The following is a 25,668-nucleotide window of genomic DNA, read 5'->3' as shown; positions in this document are numbered from 1 at the left end:
AACATTGAGGTGAGCAGATGCCGGTTATTGAATATAAATGTCCAAACTGCGGCAGTGGTATGATCTTTGACAGTGTGTCAGGTGCATTATCCTGTCCCAGTTGCGGCCGCCAGGACAACATAGAGCAGATCCCCGATCCCTTGAAGAGACAAGTATTCACCGAAAATGAGGTCAAGGAATACCACTGTAACAGTTGCGGAGCTGACATTGTCACGGAGCCGGAGACCAGTGCGACAACATGCAGTTTCTGCGGTGCGGCGGTTGTACTCAGTGATCGGCTGACGGGCAATCTGGCCCCTGCCATGGTGATTCCCTTTTCGATCAACAAGGATCAAGCCAAGCAGGCTTTCAAAAAGTGGTGCAGAAACGGCCTGTTAACGCCAAGTGGCTTCATGTCCGCCGATCGGATTCAGAGCATTACCGGCATGTATGTGCCGTTCTGGTTGTACGAGTTACATAACAAAATCGAAGTGCATGGTCGTGGCACCAAGGTCAGATCCTACACCCAGGGCGACTACCATTACACGGAAACACAGCATTTCGATATATACCGCAGAATCCGGCTGAATTACGTGAATCTGCCCATCGATGCATCGGAGAAAATGAAGGATGAACTGATGGATAAGCTTGAGCCTTTTCCATATAATCAGCTGAAATTGTTCAAGACCCCGTATCTGGCGGGGTACATTGCGGAAAAATACAGTTATACGGACGAGGAACTTTTTCCACGGGCCAAGGATAAAACGAGATCTTACATTGATTCTTATATTGCTTCAACCGTATCTGGTTATACCAGCGTGAGCTACACGGACAAACAGATTGATACAACGCTCAAAAACGCGGACTATGTGCTGCTCCCGGTGTGGATGGTCAACTATGACTACAATCGGGCACAGTATACCTTTGCCATGAATGGTCAGACAGGTAAAGTGGTCGGTAGACCGCCGATCAGCAAAGCCAAAGTGGCCGGATGGTTCGCAGGAGTCTCTGCGGTCTCGTTGCTGTCACTGAAGCTGGTTTCCTGGATGATGGGAGGTGGATTCTTATGAGAAAAAGAACCCCTCTTGTCGTCGTGATGGCTACGCTCATTTTACTAATGATAACCCTTGTTGCTCCGTTGATTCCCATGTCATCGGCATCCGCAGCGGAGAGCAAAAATCTCATCTACGATGAGGCCAACCTACTGAGTGAGCAGGATAAGGTTGAGCTGAATGCACTTGCGAATCAGTATGGCGCGGAACGGCAGACGGACTTTGTTATTTTGACCACAAATAATATAGAGAATCAGGATGTTATGCTTTTAACAGAAGATTTTTATGATAAGCAGGGGCTAGGGTACGATAAGAAATTTGGCAATGCTGTCATTTTGACGATGGATATGAATAATCGCGAAGTGTATCTGGCCGGATTTTATAAAGCAAAAGAATATTTGAGTGATCAGCGGTTGGATTCTATCCGTAACCGGATTACCTCTGAATTGTCCAGTGGGGATTATAAACTTGCATTTGAGAAATATATTGAGCTCTCTTACAAATATATGGGGTATGAACCTGGTGTGAATCCAAACAATATTTTGTTCAACGGTTGGTTTCAGTTGGGAGTCTCGGTTGTTCTTGGGGGTATTGTTGTTGGTATCATGACCTATCGTTCTGGAGGACGTGTCACGGTCAATCGTGCGACTTATGAGGATTCAAGTAATTCCAGTGTAATTGATCGTCAGGATCGGTACATTCGTACAACTGTCACCAAACGCAAGATTGAGAAGAACAATAATAACGGTGGCGGAGGCGGCGGTGGAGGAACCACCCGAGGTGGCCATTCCCATAGCGGTAGCAGCCGATCTTTCTAGCATCACGGACACTCGCAATAACTCAACGCAGGCATGATGACACACAATGCTTACTAATAGAAGGGATGGAAACGAATATGGGATTTTTCAGAAATCAATTTTCGAATGTGGTGGAATGGGAAGAGTTCAGAGATGACATGATATTTTGGAAGTGGAGCAACCGGGAGATCAAGAAGGGGAGTAAACTCATCATCCGTTCCGGTCAGGACGCCATTTTTCTGAATAACGGTAAAGTGGAAGGCATTTTCGAGGACGAAGGATCATTTAATATCGATTCCGAGATCATTCCATTCCTTTCTACATTAAAAGGATTCAAATTTGGGTTCAACAGCGGCATGCGGGTCGAAGTCTTGTTTGTAAACACAAAAGAGTTCACCGTGCGCTGGGGCACGCAAAGCCCGGTATTGATTCCAACACCACAACTTCCGGGCGGAATGCCGATTCGGGCCAACGGTACATTTAATTTTAAAGTAAGTGACTATGTGACCCTGATCGATAAGATTGCAGGCATCAAACAGAGCTATCTGGTGGAGGACGTGAAAATCCGTATCACTTCCGTGCTGGATCAGCTTCTAATGAAGTGGATTAGCCGCGAAGGGAAGGATATGTTCAACCTGCAGGCCAATGCATCGGATATTGCCAAAGGTATTCAGGAAGATCTGGATATGCAGATGATGGACATCGGTATTGGGATTACCGGTTTCCAGGTGATGAGCTTCAATTATCCAAAAGAGATTCAGGATATGATTACAAAGACCGCTTCGCATGAGATGATTGGTAATCTGCAAAAGTATCAGCAGGTCAGCATGACAGACGGCATCTCATCCGGTAAAGTACAGGGCGGCGGCGCGGCCTCAGATATGGCTGGTATGATGATTGGTATGAACATGGCCAATGAAATGATGAAAAACATGAACCAGAACCAAGGCCAGAATCAGAACAGCAATGCGGGTTCGTCTCAGAATCAGAATGCTGACCAGAAGGCAGCGGGCAATAGCAACGGTGATTCAGGTAACTCTTCATCTACAGAAGGCAACAAGAAGCCAAACTTTTGCCCGAACTGTGGAGCCAAAAATGAAGGAGCCAACTTCTGTCCGAATTGTGGTCAAAAGCTGGGCTAATCAAATAAATACATGTAGGGATAGTCTAGCAGTGCACCAAATACTGCGGGGCTATCCCTTTTTGCTGAATTCATAGTTAAAGCAACAGGGGGTTAAGGGGGAAGCAGGTTCATTTATTTTAGTTTTGATAAAAGAGTTGACAACCGATCACAAATCATTTATCTTTAATTTAAGATATTTAATTTAAATATAAATAACAGCCAAGAACAAATATCTTTAATCCATTTCACGAGGAGAGATCAAGATGATGATCCCAACATTGACCAGAATAAATGAACTTTCTAGAAAAGCTAAAGAGGGCGGATTGACGGAGATGGAGAAAGAGGAACAGGTTCGTCTTCGCAAGGAATATCTGCAAACTTTTCGCGGTTCGGTCAACGACATTCTGCTGAATGCAACCATCTATGATCCAAACGGCGATGACGTGACTCCAGATAAATTGAAACAAGAACAGGCTAATCAAAATAACGACTAGAATACAATTCGCCAGATCACATATCTTAATTTAAAGATAATTCAAACTTACTATAAATCAATTAACTAACTCAAATATATATAACACCTACTAAATTCAAAACAGGCTTACCAAACCAAGGAGGAAATAATCATGACTATTCAAACAGCAGGTATTCACCATATTACAGCTTTCGCAGGAGATCCACAGGCCAACGTTGATTTTTATGCCGGAGTTCTGGGACTTCGTCTGGTGAAAAAAACAATCAACTTCGATGCACCTGATGTATATCATCTGTACTTTGGAGACGAACACGGAAGCCCGGGTACCATCATCACCTTCTTCCCATCTGCTGGATCACCACGAGGCAAAATTGGCGGAGGTCAGGTCGGCATCACTTCCTATGTCATTCCTCCTGGGTCGATTGGCTTCTGGCAGAACCGGCTGGAACAGTATAACATTGAGGTAACCAAAACAAGTCGCTTCAATGAAGACCTGCTTCAATTCGAAGATAGCGAAGGCCTGCGGCTTGAGCTTGTTGAACGGGAAGAGGGAGCAACCAGCACTTGGACACACGAAGGGATTCCAACAGATAAAGCGATCAAAGGCTTCGGAGGTGCTGTCCTGTTCAGTGTTAACCCGCAAAGAACGATGGATGCTCTTGAGAAAATCATGGGATTTGTCAGAGTGAGTGAAAATGAAGAGTATGCCCGTTTCCGTTCCAGCGGGGATATCGGTAATGTCGTAGATGTTCCAGTGACGCGCATGGCTCTGGGTATGGGCGGCGCAGGAACCGTGCACCATATTGCATGGCGCGCCAAAGATGATCAGGAGCATGCACAGTGGAGTGAGGCTGTACGTGATTACGGGTACCAACCGACTCCAGTTCGGGATCGTCAGTACTTTAACGCAATCTACTTCAGAGAAGCTGGCGGCATTCTGTTCGAAATTGCTACCGATCCTCCGGGCTTTGCCAAAGATGAACCTGCTGATTCGCTTGGACAAAAATTGATGCTGCCAGAGTGGTTTGAGAAATACCGCCCACAAATTGAGGGCAACCTGCAACCGATCGAGGTAAGAACACTCGTACCTGCTACAGCTGCGAATTAATAAGAGTTCTATTAGGAAAAACCTGCAAAAGCGAAGCGTTCGCCTAAAAGCTTTCTGAAAGAAAGCTACATCGGAAGCATACGCTATCACCGGATTTTCCCTTAGGAGAAGGGACTAGAAAGAATCTGGGGGTAACAGCGATTGGAGGGTTATTCTGTCATCGAAGTGTATGTGTAAATGAAAAACCAAAGGAGCATTGAAGGATGATGGAGAAAAAGGTTACCTGGCTGGAGCTGTTCTACGATCTGCTCTTTGTAGCAGCGGTCTCCAAAGCAGGTCATGTCTTGTTACATGCCGAACATGGAGTAATTACGTTTGAATATTTAATGAAGTTTGTGCTTATTTTTATCCCTGTTTGGTGGGCATGGGTCGGTCAGACCTTGTTTATTAACCGCTATGGTCAAGATATCCTGATCCATCGAATATTCCTCATCCTTCAGCTTCTGACGGTTATGGTCATGACGGCAAGCCTCTCTACCCATTTTGACCAATACTACCTGTCCTTCTTCATTGGATATATCGGCTCACGGGCATTTACGGCGATTCAGTATCTGACGGCTCACAAGTCAAAAGGCGAGCATCAGCAGCAAGCGGCTCGTTACTTGGGTATCTGTTTCCTTATTGGCATATTGATTTCATCGGGTTCATTGTTCTTCGATTCCTGGTTACGCTACGTGATTTTGTATGCAGGGATTGCCGTGGACATCGTACTTCCGTTGATCGGACGTAAAAATCTGGTGAAAGTACCGGTTCAGACTCATCATTTGTTGGAACGTTTCGCTTTATTTACACTCATCCTGCTGGGTGAATCGGTGGTAAGCATTATCGCTGTGCTGCAAGCCGATCATTGGGATATGAAATCCATCTTGTTTGCCGCCTTTACGTCCATCTTTGTCATTGCGATGTGGTGGCAGTACTTCGACAACGTGGAGAAAAAGGTCAGCAAAGAGATTCAGACTGCCGGCCAAGCGATCATATACGGCCATCTGTTCATCTACATCTCCATGAGTATGATCGCTGCTTCAATTCAGCTGTTATATCAGAATCAGTTAAACTATGTGTTCATGCTAGGGTTTGTATTTGGATCGACGCTACTGTATTTCTTGTCGACCTCACTTGTGTTCCATCGTTACAGACACGCACATCTGCGACTGGGTCCGCGCCATCTGGCGTTCATGGTTGGGTTACTGGTGGCATTTGTCCTTGTGGATCTGGTCTACCAGGTTCCGGGTTATGTCATCATGGGCGAAGACATGTTATTCTTCCTGGTGTATGCGAAACTTACGACTTGATATATATTAAAGGAATTTCTAGGTAGCAGAATAAACTAAATAACCATTCTCCGGTATAATACTGGAAAATGGTTATTTAGTTTGTACCTGAAATCGATCACAGTTGAGCTACCATTAATGTTTATCTGATGATTCAGAGGTGGTGGTAGCAGTAGAGATTGCTAATTGTGTATCGGGTCTTAACGCTTTTATTGTCTTAACTATAGGTATAGGGCCTTTTTGACCATCAATGAATGTAGTGCCCGAATTTTTGTGTGTTATCGGTTCGATAAGAAACGTTCTTGCTACATAAGTTCCTTCCATTGTTTTATCTATCCCAAGATGAATATAAGCGTTGTGATATACGTCAAATATTAATAGGGCACAATTAATACTATTAACAGGTTGGGTGTAGTAAACGACTTGTGTTGAAGAAATAAGTAGCTTGGGAATGAGATGAAAATTAACTAATTTACTTTTTACACTATTGAATCCACCCTTGTTTTTCTTTTTTAAATCTTCAAACGTAATTATACCGTTCATAACGCCATTGAAACCTGGCATGCCCTTATATTTTGAAGCTGCGCGTTCCTTCAAAGTTTTATTGACAATACTTTGTAAGCCTACAAGATGACAAAAGTTTTCTTTGTTAAAATCTAAGTGAAGTATGGAACCATCTTCCAAATGATATGTAAATCGATAAGGTAATAGATAGCTGATGTAATAGTCGAGGAGCAATTTTAGGTTAATCTGATCTATTCTTGGTTTTACATCTAGTGAGTGTAAGTTCTGGACATGCGATATCCTTTCGAGCATATAGGTTCCCTCACAATTTCTATTTACATACTAAAAAAGACGCTAGGTAGATAGAACCCGCGCCTTCACAATTACAATATGGTGGCGACTAAAAGCTCTGTTCCGCGTCTTATTTAGAGTCCACCGCGGAGTGGAACTAGGGGTCGCCTTCCCCAGTGACCCTAAGGGTCCAAATATAGTATATTCCGTATTACCATGTGTTATGCAACTAACTACTCTGTTCCGCATCTTATTTAATGTCCACTGCGGAGTGGAACCAAGGGTTGCAGCCCTGGTGAGCGTATTACGCTCCCAATTTGTATATATTACTAGTATACCACAAAAGCCTTGCAGCTCAACCAATTAGGAGGCATTATCCATACATTTATCGAATTTTATTTTCCGATATAATTCTTAAATTATTGTATTATTAACGAAAAATTGTTTGAATGAGCATATTCTTATATCATGGAACCGTGTAATTGTGTCTACAACATGTTACGTTAAGGTAATTTCCTCTCAAAAGCACAAATCTAATTTAATTTCTTCTATAGAATCTGTTAATATGAGACTATGTACAAGTGAATCTACCAGATCATAGAATATCTTTTTATAAAATGAGTGTGCGTTCTGTTAGTTCATTTTATATATAGCGATTCGTAGGTATGGGGATGACAATCAGGAGGGAAATCATTGAGCACACATCAAATCGGAGTTCCATTGGAAGGGTTTGCAGAGTTTAGTCGTACGGTTGCAGCAGAAGGAGCCGTTTTAGTCAGAAATGAAGGTCAAGTGCTTCCACTTCGTGAAAACGAAAACGTTTCAGTTTTTGGACGGATTCAAGTCAATTATTATCGCAGCGGTACGGGTTCAGGCGGTAGTGTTCATGTGGCCTACACAACGAATCTATTGGATGGTCTGCGCAGCAAAAAGAATATAACGGTGAATGAAGAACTGGCAGCTGTCTATGAGAAGTGGATCGAGGAAAATCCATTTGATGATGGCGGAAAAGTATGGGCTGCCGAGCCATGGAATCAGAAAGAAATGCCTTTGACGAATGAACTGGTTGCACAGGCTAGAAGCAAATCCAGCAAAGCCATTATCGTGATTGGACGTACAGCAGGGGAAGACCAGGATAATGCGGATGCGCCAGGAAGTTACCAACTGACAGAAGATGAGAAAGCGATGTTGAAGCAAGTTACTTCGCAGTTTGAACACACAATCGTTGTGTTGAATGTCTCAAATATCATCGACATGAGCTGGTTAAACGAAACGTATCTACATCCGATTCAAGGTGTAATTTACTCCTGGCATGGCGGTATGGAGGGTGGTAACGCGATTGCTGATGTGCTGGCGGGCGACGTTACACCAAGCGGTAAACTGACAGATACGATTGCATATTCCGTTGAAGATTATCCTTCGACAAGCAACTACGGCAATGAGTTCAAGAACCTGTATCAGGAAGATATCTATGTAGGCTATCGTTATTTCGAAACGTTTCGACCTGAGCGCGTTCAGTTTGAATTCGGTTACGGCCTGTCTTATACGACGTTTTTAGCCCAGCACGAGGAAGCAAAATCAGTAACCAAAGACGGCGAAACCTACATTGAAGTTCGTGTAAATGTGACCAACTCAGGTACAACATATGCGGGCAAAGAGGTTGTGCAAGTCTATTATGAAGCACCACAAGGCAAACTGGGACAACCGGTCAAGGCTTTGGTGGCTTTTGGCAAAACAGGATTGTTGCAGCCGGGTGAGTCAGAACTCCTGACGATCAGCTTCCCGATCCATGCCATGGCATCCTATGATGATGCGGGTGTTACAGGTCTTGCTTCCGCGTACGTATTGGAAGAAGGCACATACCGACTGCATGTAGGAACCAGTGTGAAACAAGTGCAGCATATCAACATTGATGGCCAGGATGGATATGTGATTGAATCTCTTCAATTGGTGGAGCAACTGCAAGAAGCGATGGCCCCAACTGAAGATTTTACACGGATGAAACCAGGTACGCGCAAGGAAGATGGATCTTATGAACTGACTTATGCAGAAGTACCGAAACGTAAGATATCCATGGCGAACCGGATTGAGCAGAATCTTCCGCAAACGCTGGAGCAGACGGGTAACCAGGGCCACAAGCTGAGTGACGTTAAGGCTGGCAAAGTGAGTCTGGAAACCTTCATCGCTCAACTGAGTGATCAGGATCTGGCGTCGATTGTCCGAGGCGAAGGTATGAGCAGTCCGCTTGTTACTTCGGGAACAGCATCTGCATTTGGTGGTGTCAGCGACAGCCTGTTTAATTACGGTATTCCGGTAGCATGTACGGCAGATGGCCCGTCCGGTATTCGTATGGATAGCGGCGAGAAGGCAACCCAGGTATCCATTGGTACGTTACTTGCGGCGACATGGAACAAGGATCTTGTTGAAGAGTTGTATGTGATGGAAGGACAGGAATTGCTGAGAAATCAGGTGGACACCCTGCTCGGACCTGGACTCAATATCCGCCGGAGCCCTCTCAATGGCCGGAACTTTGAGTACTTCTCTGAAGATCCACTGATCTCGGGTGTATTTGCCGCAGCATGTACGAAAGGTATTATGAAAGGTGGTTCCAATGCCACACTGAAACACTTTGCCTGCAACAACCAGGAGAAACACCGTAGCAAAGTAGATGCCGTTGTCTCCGAACGTGCACTGCGTGAAATTTACCTGAAAGGGTTCGAAATCGCTGTAAAAGAAGGCGGAGCGAACTCCATCATGACCTCCTACAACCCGATTAACGGACACTGGGCGGCATCCAACTACGACCTGAACACCACGATTTTGCGTGGCGAATGGAATTTCGAGGGTATCGTCATGACCGACTGGTGGGCAATTATGAACGATGTGACCGAAGGTGGAGAGGCTGATCGCAAATACACCAACTGGATGATTCGGGCGCAGAATGATCTCTACATGGTTGTACCGAACTACGGCGCAGAGATTAATGGCTGGGATGACAACACGATTGAATCCTTGGAAAATGGAACATTGACTCGCGGAGAGTTGCAACGCTCGGCGATTAATATCTGCAAGTTCATCATGAATGCACCGGTTTCGTCCCGCAAACATGAGATTGTAGAGAATATCGCTTCGTTCCAGGCGAATGCATCCCTATCTGCTGCACAAACTCAGGATCTGGTTGAGAACGCACAGGTGAAACCTACGGTAGCTGAACCCGTCTACATGAAAGTGAGCGAGGCCGGCCATTACCGGATTATCGTACAGATCATGTCCCCTGAGCCTGAACTCGCTCAAAGTGCATGTAACCTGCTCCTGAATGATCAGTTGGTGACCACCATTCAAACAAATGGTACGGAAGGCAAATGGATCAGACAGAAACTTGTCAAAGTAGACCTTGAAGCAGGACTGTATGAATTGAAACTGGACTTCACCAAACCAGGTCTCCAGATTGATTGGATCGAATTCAAGCAGGTGTAAAAGATAATCGGAAATATCAGGTGATAAGAGCAATCGAAAGGTTGTTCTGTCATCCAAAGCAGAATACGTTGGTATATGACAAAGGACACTGTACGCGGGTGTCCTTTGTTGTAACACAGAATAGCTACTGTTATGATAGTGTTATGAGATTCGTAGTTCTGAACAATGGGGTCAGGGGTGTTGCGAAGAATGAGAAATTATAATTTTTTGAGTCCAATCCTGCTGGTTGTGGTGGCGCTGATTGTGAGAGGCCTGGTGACTAACCTGGGAGTTCTTTTCGGATTATCACAAGAAGTGGCGAGTAATATTGCCATGATAGCCATGATCATTGCTGCACTGATTATGTTTAATCGAATGACGAAGGCTCGGCGTAGAAAATAGAAAAGCTCGGATAACCAGAAGGTTATCCAAGACACGAAGACACCCTTGGGGTGTCTTTTTTTGTATTGACGTTCTGAACCTAACGTTTTAGACTATTGCTAATCAATAATAACGTTAATGATAACGAAAATAACAAAATTAAATAAGGCGAGGTATTGATGTCCGTTGCACTCTCTATTTTCCAGTCCCCCCCATTCCGATCCCCAAAGGAGAATCCAATCATGAAGATCATTGCCGACAAACAGTATATCTTTAGGAAGTTCAGCCTTTTCGGGTTGTATTCCGGGAAGCTGACCGTCGCCCATAATGATGAAGAAGGACCGCAGGAGCGCTGATGAAGCGTTCAGTCGGTCCTTTATGTCATGGATCAGGCTGTGTGCAGTTCGAGTGATGGGTATCGATACGGGTTACCGGTGCTGGAGTAATCTACGATGAAGTGAAGGGAGCGATCCTTATGGAAGGACAGCTTGTATTGGAAGTTATTGCTGTGGATGTAGAAGATGCCAAGGCAGCCGAGGAGGGAGGTGCCGATCGGATTGAACTGGTGTCAGCGATGTCCGAAGGTGGACTTACCCCCAGTTATGGTGTCATGGAGCAAGTGTTGTCCCAAGTCTCCATCCCAGTGTATGTCATGATCCGTCCGCATAGCCGCTCGTTCCGCTATAGCACAGTTGACATCCACGCCATGACCCGGGATGTATGCGTGGCGAGTGAACTTGGAGCCGCTGGCATCGTGATCGGTGCACTTACAGGAGCTGGTGAAGTCGACCTCATATCCTTGCAATCATGTATGGCCGAAGCTCAGGGTTTGGGCGTTACGTTTCATCGTGCAATTGATGTGAGCACAAGCCTGACTGAGGCGCTCAAGGCCATTAACACATTGGGCAACGTGGAGCGTGTGCTTACATCGGGAGGGAAACAGACAGCGCCTGAAGCCATACTGGAACTGAAACAGCTTCAGGAACTGGGGCAAACCTTGAACATCGCTGTCATGGCAGGGTCGGGGGTCACCATAGAGGGAATTCAAACGCTAGTGAGTCAGACGGGGATCACGGAAATGCATATGGGATCAGGCGTTAGGCACGAAGGCAGCTTTAATTATCCCATTGATCCACATTTGGTTGAAGAAGCCAAGCAGCAGTTATTGATCGCATCACAGCAATTCATGAACAGTAGTGGAATGAGTAGCGGTCCGAGCAAGGGTGGTCCAATGATATAGGAATGCGCTAAATAAAAGGAGTGATACGCCATGAATTATGAACTGCAACCAGCCGAATGGATTAAGTCCGCAGCACAGGTTAACCCATCCGAACGCCAGCTGAGATGGCAGGAGATGGAGTTCTACGCGTTTATTCATTTTACGGTAAATACATTTACGGATCAGGAATGGGGCACTGGGGAGGAAGACCCGGCGATTTTCAATCCTTCTGAACTGAGCGCAATGCAATGGGTGCAGGCGTGCATGGCTGCGGGGATGAAGGGGCTTATTTTGACATGTAAGCATCATGATGGATTTTGTTTGTGGCCCAGTCAGTTTACAGCGCATACGGTCGCGGCTAGTCCGTGGAGGAATGGTGCGGGGGATTTGGTTCGGGAAGTCGCCGATGCCTGCCGTGAGGGTGGATTGAAGTTTGGCGTGTACCTGTCTCCTTGGGATCGGCATGAAGCCACTTATGGAGATTCCGAGAGATATAACGAGTTTTTCCTCCATCAGTTGCGCGAGCTGCTCACGAATTATGGCGACATCTTCTGTGTATGGTTCGATGGTGCATGTGGTGAGGGTCCAAATGGCAAAAGGCAGGTCTATGACTGGGACGCCTATTATGCGCTTATTCGTGAACTCCAGCCCGAAGCTGTTATCTCGGTATGTGGCCCGGATGTTCGCTGGTGTGGCAATGAAGCGGGGCATACGCGGGAATCGGAATGGAGCGTTGTGCCCGCGCATATGCAGGATAATGAGAAGATTCAGGAGTAATCGCAACAGGTGGATGATGGTGAGTTCGCCACAAGGATCAATACGCAGGACAGTGATTTGGGAAGCCGAGAGGTTATTCGTTCCCAAGGTGACCGACTGATCTGGTACCCAGCCGAGGTGAATACCTCGATTCGCCCGGGATGGTTCTATCATGCCAGTGAAGATGATCAGGTCAAAACATTGGAAGAATTGCTCGCCGTCTATTACGGCGCAGTTGGGGGCAACGCCACCTTTTTACTCAATCTGCCACCGGATACGCGTGGTCTCATTCACGAAACGGATGTCGAGCGACTACAGGAATTGGGAGATTCGCTGCGTACCATTTTTCAGGAAAATTTCGCCTTGCAGGCGCTGGTAAAAACATCGGAGACGATGGATGAACAACATGCCGTATCAGAAGTGCTGACGGAACGGCGGGATACGTATTGGTGTCCACACGAAGGAACCGAGCAGGCTTGGATCGAGCTGGATTTGCAGGAGGAACATTCATTTGACCGGGTGGTGCTGATGGAACATATCCAGACAGGTCAACGGATTGAGCGTTTTACACTGGAGTTGCAGAGAGCAGATGGGGGCTGGGAAGAGTTTTACAAGGGGACAGTGGTGGGCTACAAGCGAATTTGCTGTTTCCCACAGGTCACATCGAGAAGGATGCGAGTAACCATTCATGAATCGAGATGGTATCCTACGTTGTCCGGGTTAGGCATATATCTGAGCGAGCGGGGAGGGATGTAACATGGCGGTGCTGACGTATAAAGGTTCACAGTTTCTGTATGACGGCGATCCAATTCGGATTTTGTCGGGTGCCATCCATTATTTCAGAGTGGTCCCCGACTATTGGGAGGATCGGCTACTCAAGCTGAAAGCCTGCGGTTTCAATACAGTGGAAACGTATGTGCCGTGGAATGTTCATGAGCCACAGCCGGGGCAGTATTGTTTTGATGGCATGGCTGATCTCGAACGTTTTATTCGCATTGCGGGAGATGTGGGTCTACATGTGATTGTTCGTCCAAGTCCTTATATATGTGCTGAGTGGGAGTTTGGCGGATTACCTGCCTGGCTGCTTGCTGATGACGAGATTCGTCTGCGGTGTAATGATGCAAAATTTCTGGCGAATGTGGATCGTTATTATGATGTGCTTTTGCCCAAATTGAAGCCCCTTCTTAGCACCCATGGTGGGCCGATTATCGCAATGCAAATTGAAAATGAGTACGGCAGCTTCGGGAACGACGCCATTTACCTACGATATTTACGTGAGGGCATGGTAGAACGCGGTATGGATGTGTTGTTATTTACCTCGGACGGACCGACAGACCACATGCTGCAAGCGGGATCAGTGCCGGGGCATCTGGTTACAGTCAATTTTGGATCAGGGACGAAGGGAGCGTTTGCCAAGCTGCGTGAATATCAGGCAGAAGAACCTTTGATGTGCATGGAGTATTGGAACGGCTGGTTCGACCACTGGGGTGAGTCGCATCATACCCGAGAAGCCGCAGATGTGGCTGGTGTGTTTGAAGAGATGCTTCGAGCAGGAGCTTCGGTTAACTTTTATATGTTCCACGGTGGAACGAACTTTGGATTTTATAACGGGGCGAACTGTCAGCAGAAGGATCAGTATGAACCCACCATTACAAGTTACGACTACGATTCACTGCTTAGTGAATCCGGGGAGCCGACAGCGAAATTTCATGCCGTACGTGATCTTATTGCTCGGTATCACAACGAAGATCTGGGTGAGCTTGTGCTGCCAGAATCGAAGGGGACCCTCGCCTATGGGCGAGTGGAGTTGAACCAGCAGGCGTCATTACTTACACAATTGGACAGGATATCAGCCCCGTTGCAACGCACGAATCCGGAACCGATGGAGAAGCTGGGTCAGGATTATGGATTTATTTGTTATCAAACCCGAATATCCGGGCCCAGGGAGCGACAGGAACTGGTGGTTCAGGAGGTGCGTGACCGTGCGCTTGTGTTTGTTGATGGTCAATTTCAGGGCGTGCTGGAACGGGGGAATACAGCAGTATCGATTTCGTTTGAAGTACCGCCAGAGGGCGCAGTTCTATTGATCCTTGTTGAAAATATGGGGCGAATCAACTATGGCCCGTACCTGAGAGATCCAAAGGGCATTACGGAGGGGGTGCGACATGGCTTTCAATTTTTATATGATTGGAGGATTCATTGTCTGCCATTAACTGATCTGTCCGGTTTACAATTCAATGATGTGATTAGCGAAGCACAGGGGCCAACCTTTTATAGGGGAAGTCTTCAGATTACGGATGTCAGAGATACTTTTCTGAGATTGGATAGCTGGACCAAGGGGGTTGTATTTGTAAACGGATTCAATCTGGGGCGCTACTGGAATAAAGGACCGCAAAAAACATTGTATGTACCTGCTCCGCTCCTTCACGAAGGTAAGAATGAAATCATCGTATTCGAACTACATCGGACGGATGATCAGGCCGTAACGCTTGTGGATACACCAGATTTGGGCTAGGAAAAGGAAAATAGGTGAGCCAAACGATTATTGGGAATTGTCGTGTCTGCCGGAAAAAGGTATACGTTGGGTATGGACATCGACTACATGAGAGGATGAGGAAAAATGAAAGTTGGACTCAGCACCTACAGTCTGCAACAAGTATTGGATCGCAAAGAATTAACCGTACCAGATGCCATTCGTTGGATCGCCGATCAGGGCGGAGAACATGTGGAGATTGTTCCAATGGGATTCAGTCTGATCGATAATCCGGAGTTGATTGATGAGATCAAAGCTGTGGCAAAAGAGGTCGGGATCGACATTTCCAATTATGCCATCGGCGCTAACTTTGTTGTTCAGGAGGACGCCGAAGCGTTGGAGCAAGAGATCCAGAATGTGATGCGACATGTGGATGTGGCTGCTGCGCTCGGCGTGAAGCTGATGCGTCATGACGTGGCTTTCCGCCCTGCACCAGAGGGAACTGTAGCACAGTTCGAGATCGACCTGCCGGTACTGGTGAAAGCCTGTCAGCGGATAGCCGATTATGCAGCGGATTTTGGAATCACAACAAGCGTGGAGAACCATGGATACTACGTGCAGTCGAGCGAGCGAATTCAGCGTTTGCTACATGAAACGTCGCGGGAAAACTTCAAGACTACGCTGGATGTAGGCAATTTCCTCTGTGTGGACGAAGATTCGGTGATTGCCGTGAAAAATAACATTCCGTACGCGTCGATCGTGCACGCCAAAGACTTCTACTGGAGACCTTCCTACCGGAACCCCGGTGAAGGCTGGTTCCAAACCTCGCATGGCAATTACCTCCGCGGTGCCATTGTGGGCCATGGCGATATCGACATGCCTGAGGTGTTCCGTGTGTTGAAACAATCCGGGTATGACGGATATATCTCGGTTGAATTTGAAGGCATGGAAGATTGCAAAACGGCCTCACGCATTGCTATGGATAACGTCCGCCGCCTATGGGAAGAGGCATAGGGCTGAGTACTTGTTTTAAATGAAATATGAATAGTTACGTATGGCTCAAACGGAAAGTTAATTCAGTCAGGAAAAGTAGTGGAGGGGGCGAAATCGATTCTGAAGAAACGAAGTGTTCGTCTTTATCACCGGATTTCCCCTTTGAAAGAAGGGGATTAAAGAAATCTGGGGATAAGAGCGATCAGAAGAACGATTCGCAACCGGAACGTCTATCCGCTGGACGTCAATTATTTTATTTATGGAGGGAATCAGCACTATGTCCAAATTGAAAGTCGCCGTCATCGGTGCCGGATCAATATCCGATTGCCATTTGCAAGCCTATGCCAGTAATCCTGACGTTGAAATATATGCCATCTGCGACCTGAATGAAGCACGTGCCGCAGAAGTGGCGAAGCAATATGATGCACCTCATGTGTTTACCGATTACAAAGAATTGCTCACACTGCCCGAGATTCATTCCGTCAGCATTTGTACATGGAACGACTCCCATGCCGAGATTAGCATTGCTGCTCTGGACGCGGGCAAAAACGTGTTATGTGAGAAACCACTCTGTCAAACGGTGGAGGATGCCCTCGAGGTAGAGAAGGCCGTTCATCGCAGCGGAAAGTTGCTGCAAGTCGGTTTTGTTCGCCGCTATAGCGACAATGCACAGATTCTGAAGAAGTTTATTGACGAGGGTGAACTGGGCGAGATTTATTATGCCAAAGCCTCCAGTCTACGGCGTCTGGGCAATCCGGGTGGCTGGTTCTCGGATATTAACCGCTCCGGCGGTGGCCCACTGATCGATATCGGGGTGCATGTGATTGACATTTGCTGGTATCTGATGGGCAGACCGAAGGTGAAATCTGTCTCCGCTAACGTATCCGACCGTTTGGGGAACCGCTCGAACATTAACAATCTGTCGTTCTACAAAGCAGCGGACTATGATGCGAAGCAGAACACCGTTGAGGACATGGCGAACGCTCTGATTCGTTTCGAGAACGGTGCGAGCCTGCTCGTAGATGTTAGTTTTACACTTCATGCCAAAGCAGATGAGACTTCGGTCAAACTATATGGTGACAAGGGCGGTGCCGAGTTGGAGCCGGAAATTTCGATCATCGGTGAGAAATTCAACACCATTTTGAACATGACTCCACAGGTAGATTTCAAATCATTCGACTTTATGGGCTCATTCCGCAATGAAATCAACCATTTTATCGACAGTACGCAGGGTCGCAAAGAAACACTTAGCCCCGTCGAAGACGGCGTCGAGGTCATGAAAATGCTCTGTGCCATCTACGAATCAGCTCGCCAAGGCCGAGAAATCACACTGTAAATGGGGCATTGCATTAAGGGGATGCTCTACGTTGATACTTTACTACTCCCGTGGCATTAAAAGTTATGAGCACTTTGCTCCTTTTCAATGAAAGCTCCGCTCGGGGCGGGACTCGGAGTTGTCCTTCCCGCTCGCCGTTGGAGCAGAGTAGGGAGCGAGTGCTAACGAATCTGAGGCGTCTTATTCAAGGATTCGAAGCGCTAGCCGAAATCTAAGGAACCTGACACACGCTATATGGGAATAAGGGATTTCACAGTAATTGAAGATGGCACCGCACTCGAAATAACGTAGTTACTACGCCCCTTAATAGTTAAACTAGCGTTTACGCCAAAACGGAGAACACAGAACTAATCGGAAGCGGCGAGCTAAAGCTTAGGAAGATCCTACCACGCTAAAAATGACAGGATTTACGATGTCCTTCTTAGTTGAATTAAACGTTTACACGATAACGGAGAGGGCAGAAGAAATCTGAAGAAGCGAAGCGCTCGCCTTTATCCCCGGATTTTCCCTTTAGGGAAATAATCAAAAAAATCTGGGGATAACAGCGATCGGAAGATTATTCTGACCGCGCAGTGGCCGAGTGTAAACCTATGTTTTCAGCGTATGACATCTAATCCAGAGGAGATGAAACAGGATGAGCGAAACCAAAGAAACCGTACTGGAGCAGGAAGAGCAGATCGTCGAAGCCGGGGTGCACAATTTTAGCAAAGAGGATGAATGGATCAAACCGGAGGATCCGCTGCTGAATGAGCGGCTGGAATGGTTCAAGGATCAGAAGCTGGGGCTGATGATGCACTGGGGGCCGTATTCCCAGCTTGGCCTCGTGGAATCCTGGGCGCTGAGCGATGAGGACGGCGATTGGTCGCGTGATGACATCGACTGGACGGATGACATGGAAGACTTCAAGCGAGAATATTTCGAGCTTAACAAAACCTTCAATCCGATTCGTTTCCAGCCTGAGGAATGGGCACAAATGGCGGCAGATAACGGGTTCAAATACTTCCTGTTCACTACCAAGCACCATGACGGTTTCTGCATGTGGGATACCAAAACGACGGATTACCGGATTACGGGCAAGGACACGCCTTTTCATACCCATAAGTATGCGGACATCTGTCGATCGCTATTTGACGCTTTTCGGGCCAAAGGGCTTGGCATCTCAGCGTATTTCTCCAAAGCGGACTGGCATACCCCGTATTACTGGGCACCGGGCATGGAGCGCGGACGGCATATGTGGCGCGGCCCTTCGTATGATCCCCATAAGTATCCATGGCTGTGGGAGAAATTCGTAGAGTTCACACATGAGCAGATCATGGAACTGCTGACGAATTACGGGCGGATCGAATGTCTGTGGCTGGATGCCGGCTGGGTGCGCGAAGGTCGCCATGGTCAGGATATCAGGCTTGGAGAAGTCGTGGAACGGGCGCGTCAGACCACACAACCTTGGCTTCTGTCCGCAGATCGCACCGTGGGTGGGCCCTATGAAAATATCGTTACCCCCGAGCAGACCATACCGGAACATCCGATGAACATTCCATGGGAGAGCTGTATTACCGTGGGGAACTCCTTTGCTTTTGGATTCGATGATCAGTATAAAACAGGAAGACAGCTGGCACATATTCTGCTCGAAGTCGTGTCCAAGGGTGGTAACCTGGCGCTGAATGTAGGACCACAACCCGATGGGCGTCTCCCAAAAGGGGCAATTCGAGGCATTAAGGGCCTCGGTGAATGGTTGGGTGCTCATGGAGAAGGCGTCTATGGAACCCGGATCTGCGGGCCATATTTTACGAAGGACTGGGCTTTCACCCAGAAAGAAGAGATCAACACCGTATATGCCTTCCGTTTATACCGAAACGAGAATGAGACCGTACAACCACAGTTGGTCATTCCTTATCTGGAAAAGGTAGAGCGGATGGAACTCGTCGGTAGCGATGACGTACTTTCGTATGAGCAGACAGAAGACGGACTTCTTGTGGATCTGCCCCAATCCGCTACAACCAATGAAGCGCCGATCACACATACGTTCAGATTGATCACAAGCGCATAGAATGCCATGTCAATTCCGGGGGAGATATAACCACCTCCGGGATTTTTTTATTCATACATAAGGGACACAATTCCCAATAGAAACGGCTCGAAATCGCTTGTCACACAAGGGTTTGTGGAATAAAGAGGAGTCGGAGAAAATTGCAAATTGATAAAAGTTTATCGGGCAATGTACTATCAAATCAAGAAAGCGCTACCTGATATGAATGTTTACATGGTTTGTGTTTGAGAAGGAAGCGCGAACAGAAAAAAGGATGTTTAAGGGATGTAAATGTAATGTATTATTACACTTGAGGTGTAGAAGGAGTGACGCAAATGAGTCGAGCTACGGAAAGCATACCCGCCAAGATGGAACTCCAACAGAGGAAACATGTGGAGCCCAAGCGGCAGCATCCATTCATCAAAAGCCTCAAGAAACACTGGGAGCTCTACCTGCTCGTGCTGCCCCCGGTGTTGTATCTGTTGATCTTCAAGTACATTCCTATGGTGGGTGTACAGATCGCCTTCAAGGACTTCAGTGTGGTCAAAGGAATCTGGGGAAGCCCTTGGGTTGGATTCAAACATTTTGAAGCCTTCTTCCAATCTCCAAACTTCTGGCTACTGATTAAGAACACGATAGGCATTAGCTTCTATTCCTTAATCGCCGGTTTCCCTATTCCCATCCTGCTGGCCCTGGCGCTGAATGAGATTCGAACGGGTTACTTCAAGAAGACCGTGCAGATGGTCACTTACGCTCCGCATTTTATCTCAACGGTTGTTATGGTATCCATTATCATTCTGATGCTCTCCCCGCATGTGGGCGTGGTAGACAAGCTGTTCACACTACTCGGCTTCCCGATGACCAACTTCATGGGCATCCCGGAATACTTCAAATCGATCTATGTCTGGTCCGGAGTGTGGCAGGGCATGGGATATTCATCAATTATATATATCGCAGCTCTTGCTGGTGTTGATCCATCTCTCTATGAAGCAGCAAAGATGGACGGCGCATCAAGGCTTCGGAAAATATGGCACATCGATCTCCCGTCGCTCGTTCCAGTCACCGTTATCATGCTGATTCTGAGTCTGGGCAGCATTATGGGCGTGGGCTTCGAGAAAATATACCTGATGCAGAATCCGCTCAACACAAGCGCTTCGGAGGTCATCTCCACGTATGTGTACAAGGTAGGTCTGATCGGAGCGAATTTCAGCTTCTCCTCGGCAGTAGGGTTCTTCAACTCCATTATCAATCTGATCCTGCTGGTTATCGTCAACGGCATATCGCGTAAAGTATCCCAGAACAGCTTGTGGTAAAGGAGGAGCTTATCCATGTTCAACCTGATTAATCGTAACCGGATCAAGGACCCGCTCGGTGACCGCATTTTCATGACATTCAACTATATCTTTCTGTTCGCCATACTGCTAACGGTGTTTTATCCGCTCTTGTATATCATCAGTTCTTCGTTCAGCTCTTCACGAGCCGTGACATCCGGTCAGGTGTGGCTGTTCCCGGTCGACTTTAACATCAAGGCGTACATCTCCATTTTCAAAAGCCAACAGCTTATGCTCGGTTTCTATAACACGATCATCTATACCGTGGTGGGCACGTTCATTAACGTGGTGCTGACCGTCATGCTGGCGTATCCTTTGTCACGCAAATCGTTCTATGGACGAGGGGCCATCATTATTTTCATGATGATCACGATGTTCTTTGATGGCGGTCTGATTCCCACCTACCTCTTGATGAAGGATTTGCACCTGCTCGATACACGCTGGGCGATGTGGCTGCCCGGGGCGCTCGCAGTATTCCAGGTCATCGTGGCGAGAACGTTCTTCCAATCTTCCATCCCGGAAGAACTCGGGGAGGCCGCGGAAATGGACGGTTGCCGGGATATCCGGTATCTGATCAGCGTAGTTCTTCCCTTATCAAAGCCCATTCTGGCAGTCATGACACTCATGTATGCCGTAGGTCACTGGAATGCGTACTTTGATGCATTGATCTACCTGCGTTCCGAGAAATTGTTCCCTCTACAATACGTGCTTCGCAATCTGCTTATCCTGAACGCGGCTGATCCGGCGATGCTCGCCAATACCAGCCAACAGATACGGGACCAAGGGTTTGAGCAGGTGTTGAAATATGCACTGATCGTTGTCGCGAGTATTCCAATTCTGATCATGTATCCATTTGTACAGAAGCATTTTGTCAAAGGGGTCATGGTGGGTTCCCTTAAAGGTTAATCCTTGTGAATTAAGCCCGGTTGCCTCTTGAAAGGAGGTGGAAGGAACACGCCAGCTTCCGGGGTCGATTTTATACACGTGCAGTACAAGTCAATAATTTGCCGTTATAAACAAAAAGGAGGAGTCAGATTGAGAAAATCTTGGATTTCGATGTTGTTTCTGGTCTTTGCTTCGATGGCTTTGTTGTCCGCATGCAGTTCATCCGAGGAATCGGGTGGAAGTAGCGACGGTAGCGGGGAGAGCGGTGGTCCTGTAACCATGACCCTCTTTGCTCCGCAAGGCAAAGCGTCTATGGAAGAGAATGAATTTACCCAATTTATCGAAGACAAGTTCGACGTTACCCTAAAATGGGATCTGGCCCCAACGGACGCCTTGCAGGATCGCAGACAATTGCTGCTGGCTAGTGGTGATTATCCCGAAGTGTTTCTTCACGGCAAGTTCACCACCTCAGACCTTCAAACCTATGGAAAACAGGGCGTGTTCCTTCCGCTACAGGATCTGATTAAGGAGTATGGTCCGAATCTGACCAAGATTATGGAAGAGAAGCCATACTTCAAAGAAGCCATCACGGCACCGGATGGCAACATCTATGCGCTGCCGATCTTCAATGAATGTTACCACTGTACGTATGCACAGAAATACTGGATCAACACGGAGTGGCTCGATAATCTGGGTCTGAAAATGCCAACCACTACAGATGAACTGTATACCGTTTTGAAGGCGTTTAAGACACAAGATCCGAATGGTAACGGGAAAGCGGATGAGATTCCACTTACGGGCGCACCGAACAAGTATGTATGGAATGGCAACATTGATGCCTACCTGATGAATAGTTTTATATACAATGACAACGACAAATACCTGATCGTGAACGATGGCAAGGTGAGTTTTGCCGCCAATCAGGAAGGCTGGAAGAAAGGGCTGGAGTACATGAACAAGCTCTATGCTGATGGCCTGATTGATCCGGCTTCCTTTACACAGAATGATCAGGCGATTGGACAGCTGGGGAACAAGGAAGGCGATGAAGTAGTCGGCTCCATTACGACGGCGCTGGTCAGTTATCTCGTGAATACCTATGACAAAGACATCACCCGTCACCAGCACTGGGAGATCGTTCCTCCATTGAAAGGACCAGATGGAGTGCAGACGACAGGCGCCACGCAGAGCGTAGGTGAGTTTGAGTTTGCCATCACCAACAAGGCGACAGAAGCACAGCAGATTGCCGCTATCAAAATTGTAGACTACATGTTCAGTGAAGAAGGTGCGCTGTACGCAGAGTATGGACCAACTGAAGGCAAGGGCTGGAAGAAGGCAGATGCCGATGAGAAAAACATCAATGGCGAGCCGGCCAAATACAGCTACTACAACCTGCCTGAGCGTGATCCGAACGTTGTTGTGAACGAGAGTTGGTCACAGATCGGAGCACATGACTTGTCCAACACGTTCCGTAATCTGTTTGCGGAAGGACAGAATCCTCTAGAAGCAGAGGGATATGGTACACGTCTGGCTCAAGCTACCAATGTGTATGAACCCTATGCACCCAAAGAAGTATACCCTGCGAACGTATTTATCCGTCCAGAGGATACGGAATCAGCTGCACAACTGACTACCGCGATCAAGGATTATGTGCAGACGAATATGGCACAGTTCATTATTGGTAGCAAGAGCATTGATAAGGAATGGGATTCGTATGTCAAAGGCTTCGATGGCCTTGGACTGAGTAATTACCTTGAGATCTACCAGCGTGCCATTGAGAAGAATCAATAATTGAAGGATTCAATATAGAGACTGTCCCGTCTGTCACCCGTGACCGGGACGGTCTTCTCCTATGACAACCCCACGTCATCCGATATAATGTACTGAATATTTATGGAAAATTAGCGATCAGCACAGATGTTTGTCGTCATTCAGCATGAACAGTAATGGTGGGGGGATCTCGGAGATGAACAACAATTGGTTTAGGCGTTTGCTGTTATCGTATCTGCCTGTTTTCTTTATTGTGACGACCATTCTATTCTTTATTTTCTTTCAAGTATTCAATGAACAGAATCGTAGAGAAGCGCTCAAGGCCAATGAATTCCTTGCATCACAGGTCACGCAATATCTGGACAACTCCCTGCGCTCCATCGACTTCAAGGTACTGCGTGAGATTTTGACCAACCCTAACTTGAAGAATTATTTCTCGGTATCTGGCAGCGATGATGTGTATGCCGGCATTCAGGCGGTCCAGGTGGTTGATGAATTGAAAATAGAGTATCCGGTGATTGATTCGATTTATCTCGTTCGTTATGGAGATGGCACGGTCTTCAGTAACGGGAAGGCTGTTCCGATTGAAGAGTTCCCGGATGCAGAATTTATTGCAGACAGCCGGTCAAGGGATGAACAGAAGTGGGCAGGAGCACGAGCATTCAAGGCTTTTCCTTCACAAGCGACGGAACAGGTGATTACGATTGTGCGAAGTGTAGGAAACGGCAAAGGACTTGTGGTGACAAACGTGGACCTGAGTACCCTGAGAAAATCCATTATGCAGATGTATGATCCGGAATTCACGTTTGTGAACATCTTCAACCGTTCAGGCGGCAATCTGTGGGATAGCAGCATGCCCGAAGGGGTTACAGCCTCCACTAAAACTACGTCGGGAGAAGTTTTCTCTGAATTTACGTCGAGTTATAGCGGTTGGAAGGTGCAGACAGGTCTCAATAACGGCAAAATCGTCAAATGGGCTCTGCAATTTTATAATATCTGGTTTGCCTTTGCTGTAGTGGTTGTGCTGATTGGCGTGGTGTGGGTGATCTATGTGACCCGCAGAAACTACAAGCCGATTCAGCAGATTGTCACGTTAATTCAGACCGTCTCTTCGCAGAAGCAATCCGGACTGAATTATGGCAAAGAGAACGAATTCCGTTTCATCCATACCACGCTAGAACGCATGATTGATCAGACGAGACAATATCAGGAGGAGCATGAAGAGAATCTGATTTTGCAGAAAAGGATGTTCTTTCAGGAGTTGCTTGAAGGCACACGAGACTTTACGAGCACGGAGCTGACAGTGGAGATGAAGAAGTTCAAACTGCCTGAGCTGGAGCATCATTGGGCCGTCATGGTAGTTGAAATGGATCGGTATGATGCATTTGTGACGGAGTATCATGATCAGGACCAATCCCTCTTGAAATTTGTGTTATCCAGTATCCTGCAGGAGAGTGCGCGTCATGAAGGAACGGAAGTATGGGCTGAATGGATCTCCGATCAGCGTCTGTACGCCATCCTCTGGATTCCGGAAATGGAACAGGCCGAGGAGACTGAGTATCGATTGCTTGCTGGTTATCTGGACAGAATCGATCAGTATCTGAACTTCACCGTGACCATCGGTGTTGGTCGGGTTGCTGTCGATATTCGGGGGCTGAGAGCTTCATTGAAAGAAGCTGTGCACGCGCTGGAGTACAAGGCTGTACTGGGGATGAATCGCATCATTCCGTGTAGCGATGTACCGAATTCGACCAATGATGTGTATGAGTTTCTGAAGACCATCTCACTGCTTGTGCAGGCAATGCGCTTGTCGGACGATATCTGGGAAAAACATTTTGAAAGACTGTTTGAACAGATTAGTGAGTCCGTTCTGTCCCGTCAGGAGATTATGAATACGATCCAATTGTTATTTCAACATTACAATCGGGAATTCGCCGAACTTCCACGGGAGTACCAGGAGTCATGGGCTGCTATATTCACTCCACTGCTTCCGAGGCTTGAGGGCTGGGAGACGTTAAACGATCTGCGTGAGCTGTGCTGGGAAGGGTTCAGGGAACTGGCGCTGCAGATGCAGACGCTGCATTGTTCCCGAAAACACAGATCGAATATTTTGGAGATTCGCAAATACATCGAAGAGCATTACAACAATCCTGATCTGTCACTGAACTACCTTAGTGATCTATTCGATATTAATCCGAAGTATTTGAGTAAGCTTTTCAAGGATGAGATTGGGGAGAAGTTTGTGGATCTGCTCATTAGTCATCGCATCGAAAAAGCCAAATTGCTCATGCAGGAGACGGATAAGGCTATTCAGGAGATCAGTGAAGAAGTGGGATACACGAACTATAATTCCTTCAACCGGGCTTTCAAAAACGTGGTGGGTGTGGCACCAAGTGACTACCGCAAAGCCATGTGAGTGCATGCGCCTAACTAATTCCGAACGCA

Annotated in this window: 20 protein-coding genes; 19 read left to right on the top strand and 1 reads right to left on the bottom strand. The window is 47.1% G+C overall.

Annotated elements, in window-relative coordinates; translation table 11 throughout:
- The first annotated feature begins 17 nt into the window (after positions 1–17).
- The 6 genes from QVE09_RS25425 (at position 18) to QVE09_RS25400 (ending at position 5,826) form a co-directional block, all read left to right on the top strand.
- Positions 18–1,049 carry a TFIIB-type zinc ribbon-containing protein gene (locus QVE09_RS25425; protein ID WP_315939069.1) on the top strand — a complete coding sequence of 344 codons (1,032 nt, stop codon included), beginning with the start codon at positions 18–20 and terminating at the stop codon, positions 1,047–1,049.
- Positions 1,046–1,849, top strand: coding sequence for a TPM domain-containing protein (locus tag QVE09_RS25420; RefSeq protein ID WP_315939068.1), 804 nt, complete (start codon positions 1,046–1,048; stop codon positions 1,847–1,849). Before QVE09_RS25425 ends, QVE09_RS25420 begins: the two co-directional genes overlap by 4 nt.
- A 77-nt stretch (positions 1,850–1,926) precedes the next feature.
- The gene (locus QVE09_RS25415; RefSeq protein WP_315939067.1) at positions 1,927–2,970 is read left to right on the top strand and encodes an SPFH domain-containing protein; all 1,044 of its coding nucleotides are present in this window, start codon (positions 1,927–1,929) and stop codon (positions 2,968–2,970) included.
- 247 nt (positions 2,971–3,217) lie between these two features.
- On the top strand, positions 3,218–3,445 hold the full coding sequence (locus QVE09_RS25410; protein ID WP_315939125.1) for a DUF896 domain-containing protein: 228 nt from the start codon (positions 3,218–3,220) through the stop codon (positions 3,443–3,445).
- A gap of 132 nt (positions 3,446–3,577) precedes the next feature.
- Positions 3,578–4,534 (top strand): ring-cleaving dioxygenase, encoded by a 957-nt coding sequence (locus tag QVE09_RS25405; RefSeq protein ID WP_315939066.1) that lies wholly within the window; start codon positions 3,578–3,580, stop codon positions 4,532–4,534.
- A 203-nt stretch (positions 4,535–4,737) separates the two neighbouring features.
- Positions 4,738–5,826: a low temperature requirement protein A gene (locus tag QVE09_RS25400; protein WP_315939065.1), complete on the top strand. Its 1,089-nt coding sequence runs from the start codon at positions 4,738–4,740 to the stop codon at positions 5,824–5,826.
- Between the two features lie 114 nt (positions 5,827–5,940).
- Here the strand turns inward: QVE09_RS25400 and QVE09_RS25395 are convergent, their stop codons facing one another.
- Positions 5,941–6,621, bottom strand: a complete 681-nt coding sequence (locus tag QVE09_RS25395; protein WP_315939064.1) for a PBECR4 domain-containing protein — start codon at positions 6,619–6,621, stop codon at positions 5,941–5,943.
- Between the two features lie 672 nt (positions 6,622–7,293).
- Here QVE09_RS25395 and QVE09_RS25390 point away from each other — a divergent pair.
- From QVE09_RS25390 to QVE09_RS25330, 13 genes are all read left to right on the top strand, one after another.
- The gene (locus QVE09_RS25390; RefSeq protein WP_315939063.1) at positions 7,294–10,077 is read left to right on the top strand and encodes a glycoside hydrolase family 3 C-terminal domain-containing protein; all 2,784 of its coding nucleotides are present in this window, start codon (positions 7,294–7,296) and stop codon (positions 10,075–10,077) included.
- Positions 10,078–10,266: 189 nt separating this feature from the next.
- Positions 10,267–10,458, top strand: coding sequence for a hypothetical protein (locus QVE09_RS25385; protein ID WP_017691199.1), 192 nt, complete (start codon positions 10,267–10,269; stop codon positions 10,456–10,458).
- A gap of 454 nt (positions 10,459–10,912) precedes the next feature.
- Positions 10,913–11,677 carry a copper homeostasis protein CutC gene (locus tag QVE09_RS25380; protein WP_315939062.1) on the top strand — a complete coding sequence of 255 codons (765 nt, stop codon included), beginning with the start codon at positions 10,913–10,915 and terminating at the stop codon, positions 11,675–11,677.
- Between the two features lie 30 nt (positions 11,678–11,707).
- Positions 11,708–12,433 (top strand): alpha-L-fucosidase, encoded by a 726-nt coding sequence (locus QVE09_RS25375; protein ID WP_315939061.1) that lies wholly within the window; start codon positions 11,708–11,710, stop codon positions 12,431–12,433.
- A gap of 9 nt (positions 12,434–12,442) precedes the next feature.
- On the top strand, positions 12,443–13,168 hold the full coding sequence (locus QVE09_RS25370; protein WP_315939060.1) for a galactose-binding domain-containing protein: 726 nt from the start codon (positions 12,443–12,445) through the stop codon (positions 13,166–13,168).
- 1 nt (position 13,169) lies between these two features.
- Complete coding sequence (locus tag QVE09_RS25365) at positions 13,170–14,927, top strand: glycoside hydrolase family 35 protein (protein ID WP_315939059.1); 1,758 nt, start codon at positions 13,170–13,172, stop codon at positions 14,925–14,927.
- 105 nt (positions 14,928–15,032) lie between these two features.
- Positions 15,033–15,899 carry a sugar phosphate isomerase/epimerase family protein gene (locus QVE09_RS25360; protein WP_315939058.1) on the top strand — a complete coding sequence of 289 codons (867 nt, stop codon included), beginning with the start codon at positions 15,033–15,035 and terminating at the stop codon, positions 15,897–15,899.
- A 256-nt stretch (positions 15,900–16,155) separates the two neighbouring features.
- Positions 16,156–17,214, top strand: a complete 1,059-nt coding sequence (locus tag QVE09_RS25355) for a Gfo/Idh/MocA family protein (protein ID WP_315939057.1) — start codon at positions 16,156–16,158, stop codon at positions 17,212–17,214.
- Positions 17,215–17,848: 634 nt separating this feature from the next.
- Positions 17,849–19,261 (top strand): alpha-L-fucosidase, encoded by a 1,413-nt coding sequence (locus tag QVE09_RS25350; protein ID WP_315939056.1) that lies wholly within the window; start codon positions 17,849–17,851, stop codon positions 19,259–19,261.
- Between the two features lie 314 nt (positions 19,262–19,575).
- The gene (locus QVE09_RS25345; RefSeq protein WP_074093076.1) at positions 19,576–20,553 is read left to right on the top strand and encodes an ABC transporter permease; all 978 of its coding nucleotides are present in this window, start codon (positions 19,576–19,578) and stop codon (positions 20,551–20,553) included.
- Between the two features lie 15 nt (positions 20,554–20,568).
- Positions 20,569–21,477, top strand: coding sequence for a carbohydrate ABC transporter permease (locus tag QVE09_RS25340; protein WP_315939055.1), 909 nt, complete (start codon positions 20,569–20,571; stop codon positions 21,475–21,477).
- 129 nt (positions 21,478–21,606) lie between these two features.
- A complete protein-coding gene (locus QVE09_RS25335; protein WP_083679689.1) occupies positions 21,607–23,244 on the top strand; it encodes a type 2 periplasmic-binding domain-containing protein in 1,638 nt (545 codons plus the stop codon).
- 175 nt (positions 23,245–23,419) lie between these two features.
- Positions 23,420–25,639 (top strand): helix-turn-helix domain-containing protein, encoded by a 2,220-nt coding sequence (locus QVE09_RS25330; RefSeq protein ID WP_315939054.1) that lies wholly within the window; start codon positions 23,420–23,422, stop codon positions 25,637–25,639.
- Positions 25,640–25,668: the final 29 nt, after the last annotated feature.

Source organism: Paenibacillus sp. ClWae2A, assembly GCF_032452295.1.
GTDB lineage: Bacteria > Bacillota > Bacilli > Paenibacillales > Paenibacillaceae > Paenibacillus.
The sequence above is the reverse complement of the archived record's forward strand: the minus strand, read 5'-3'. Positions and strand labels throughout refer to the sequence as shown.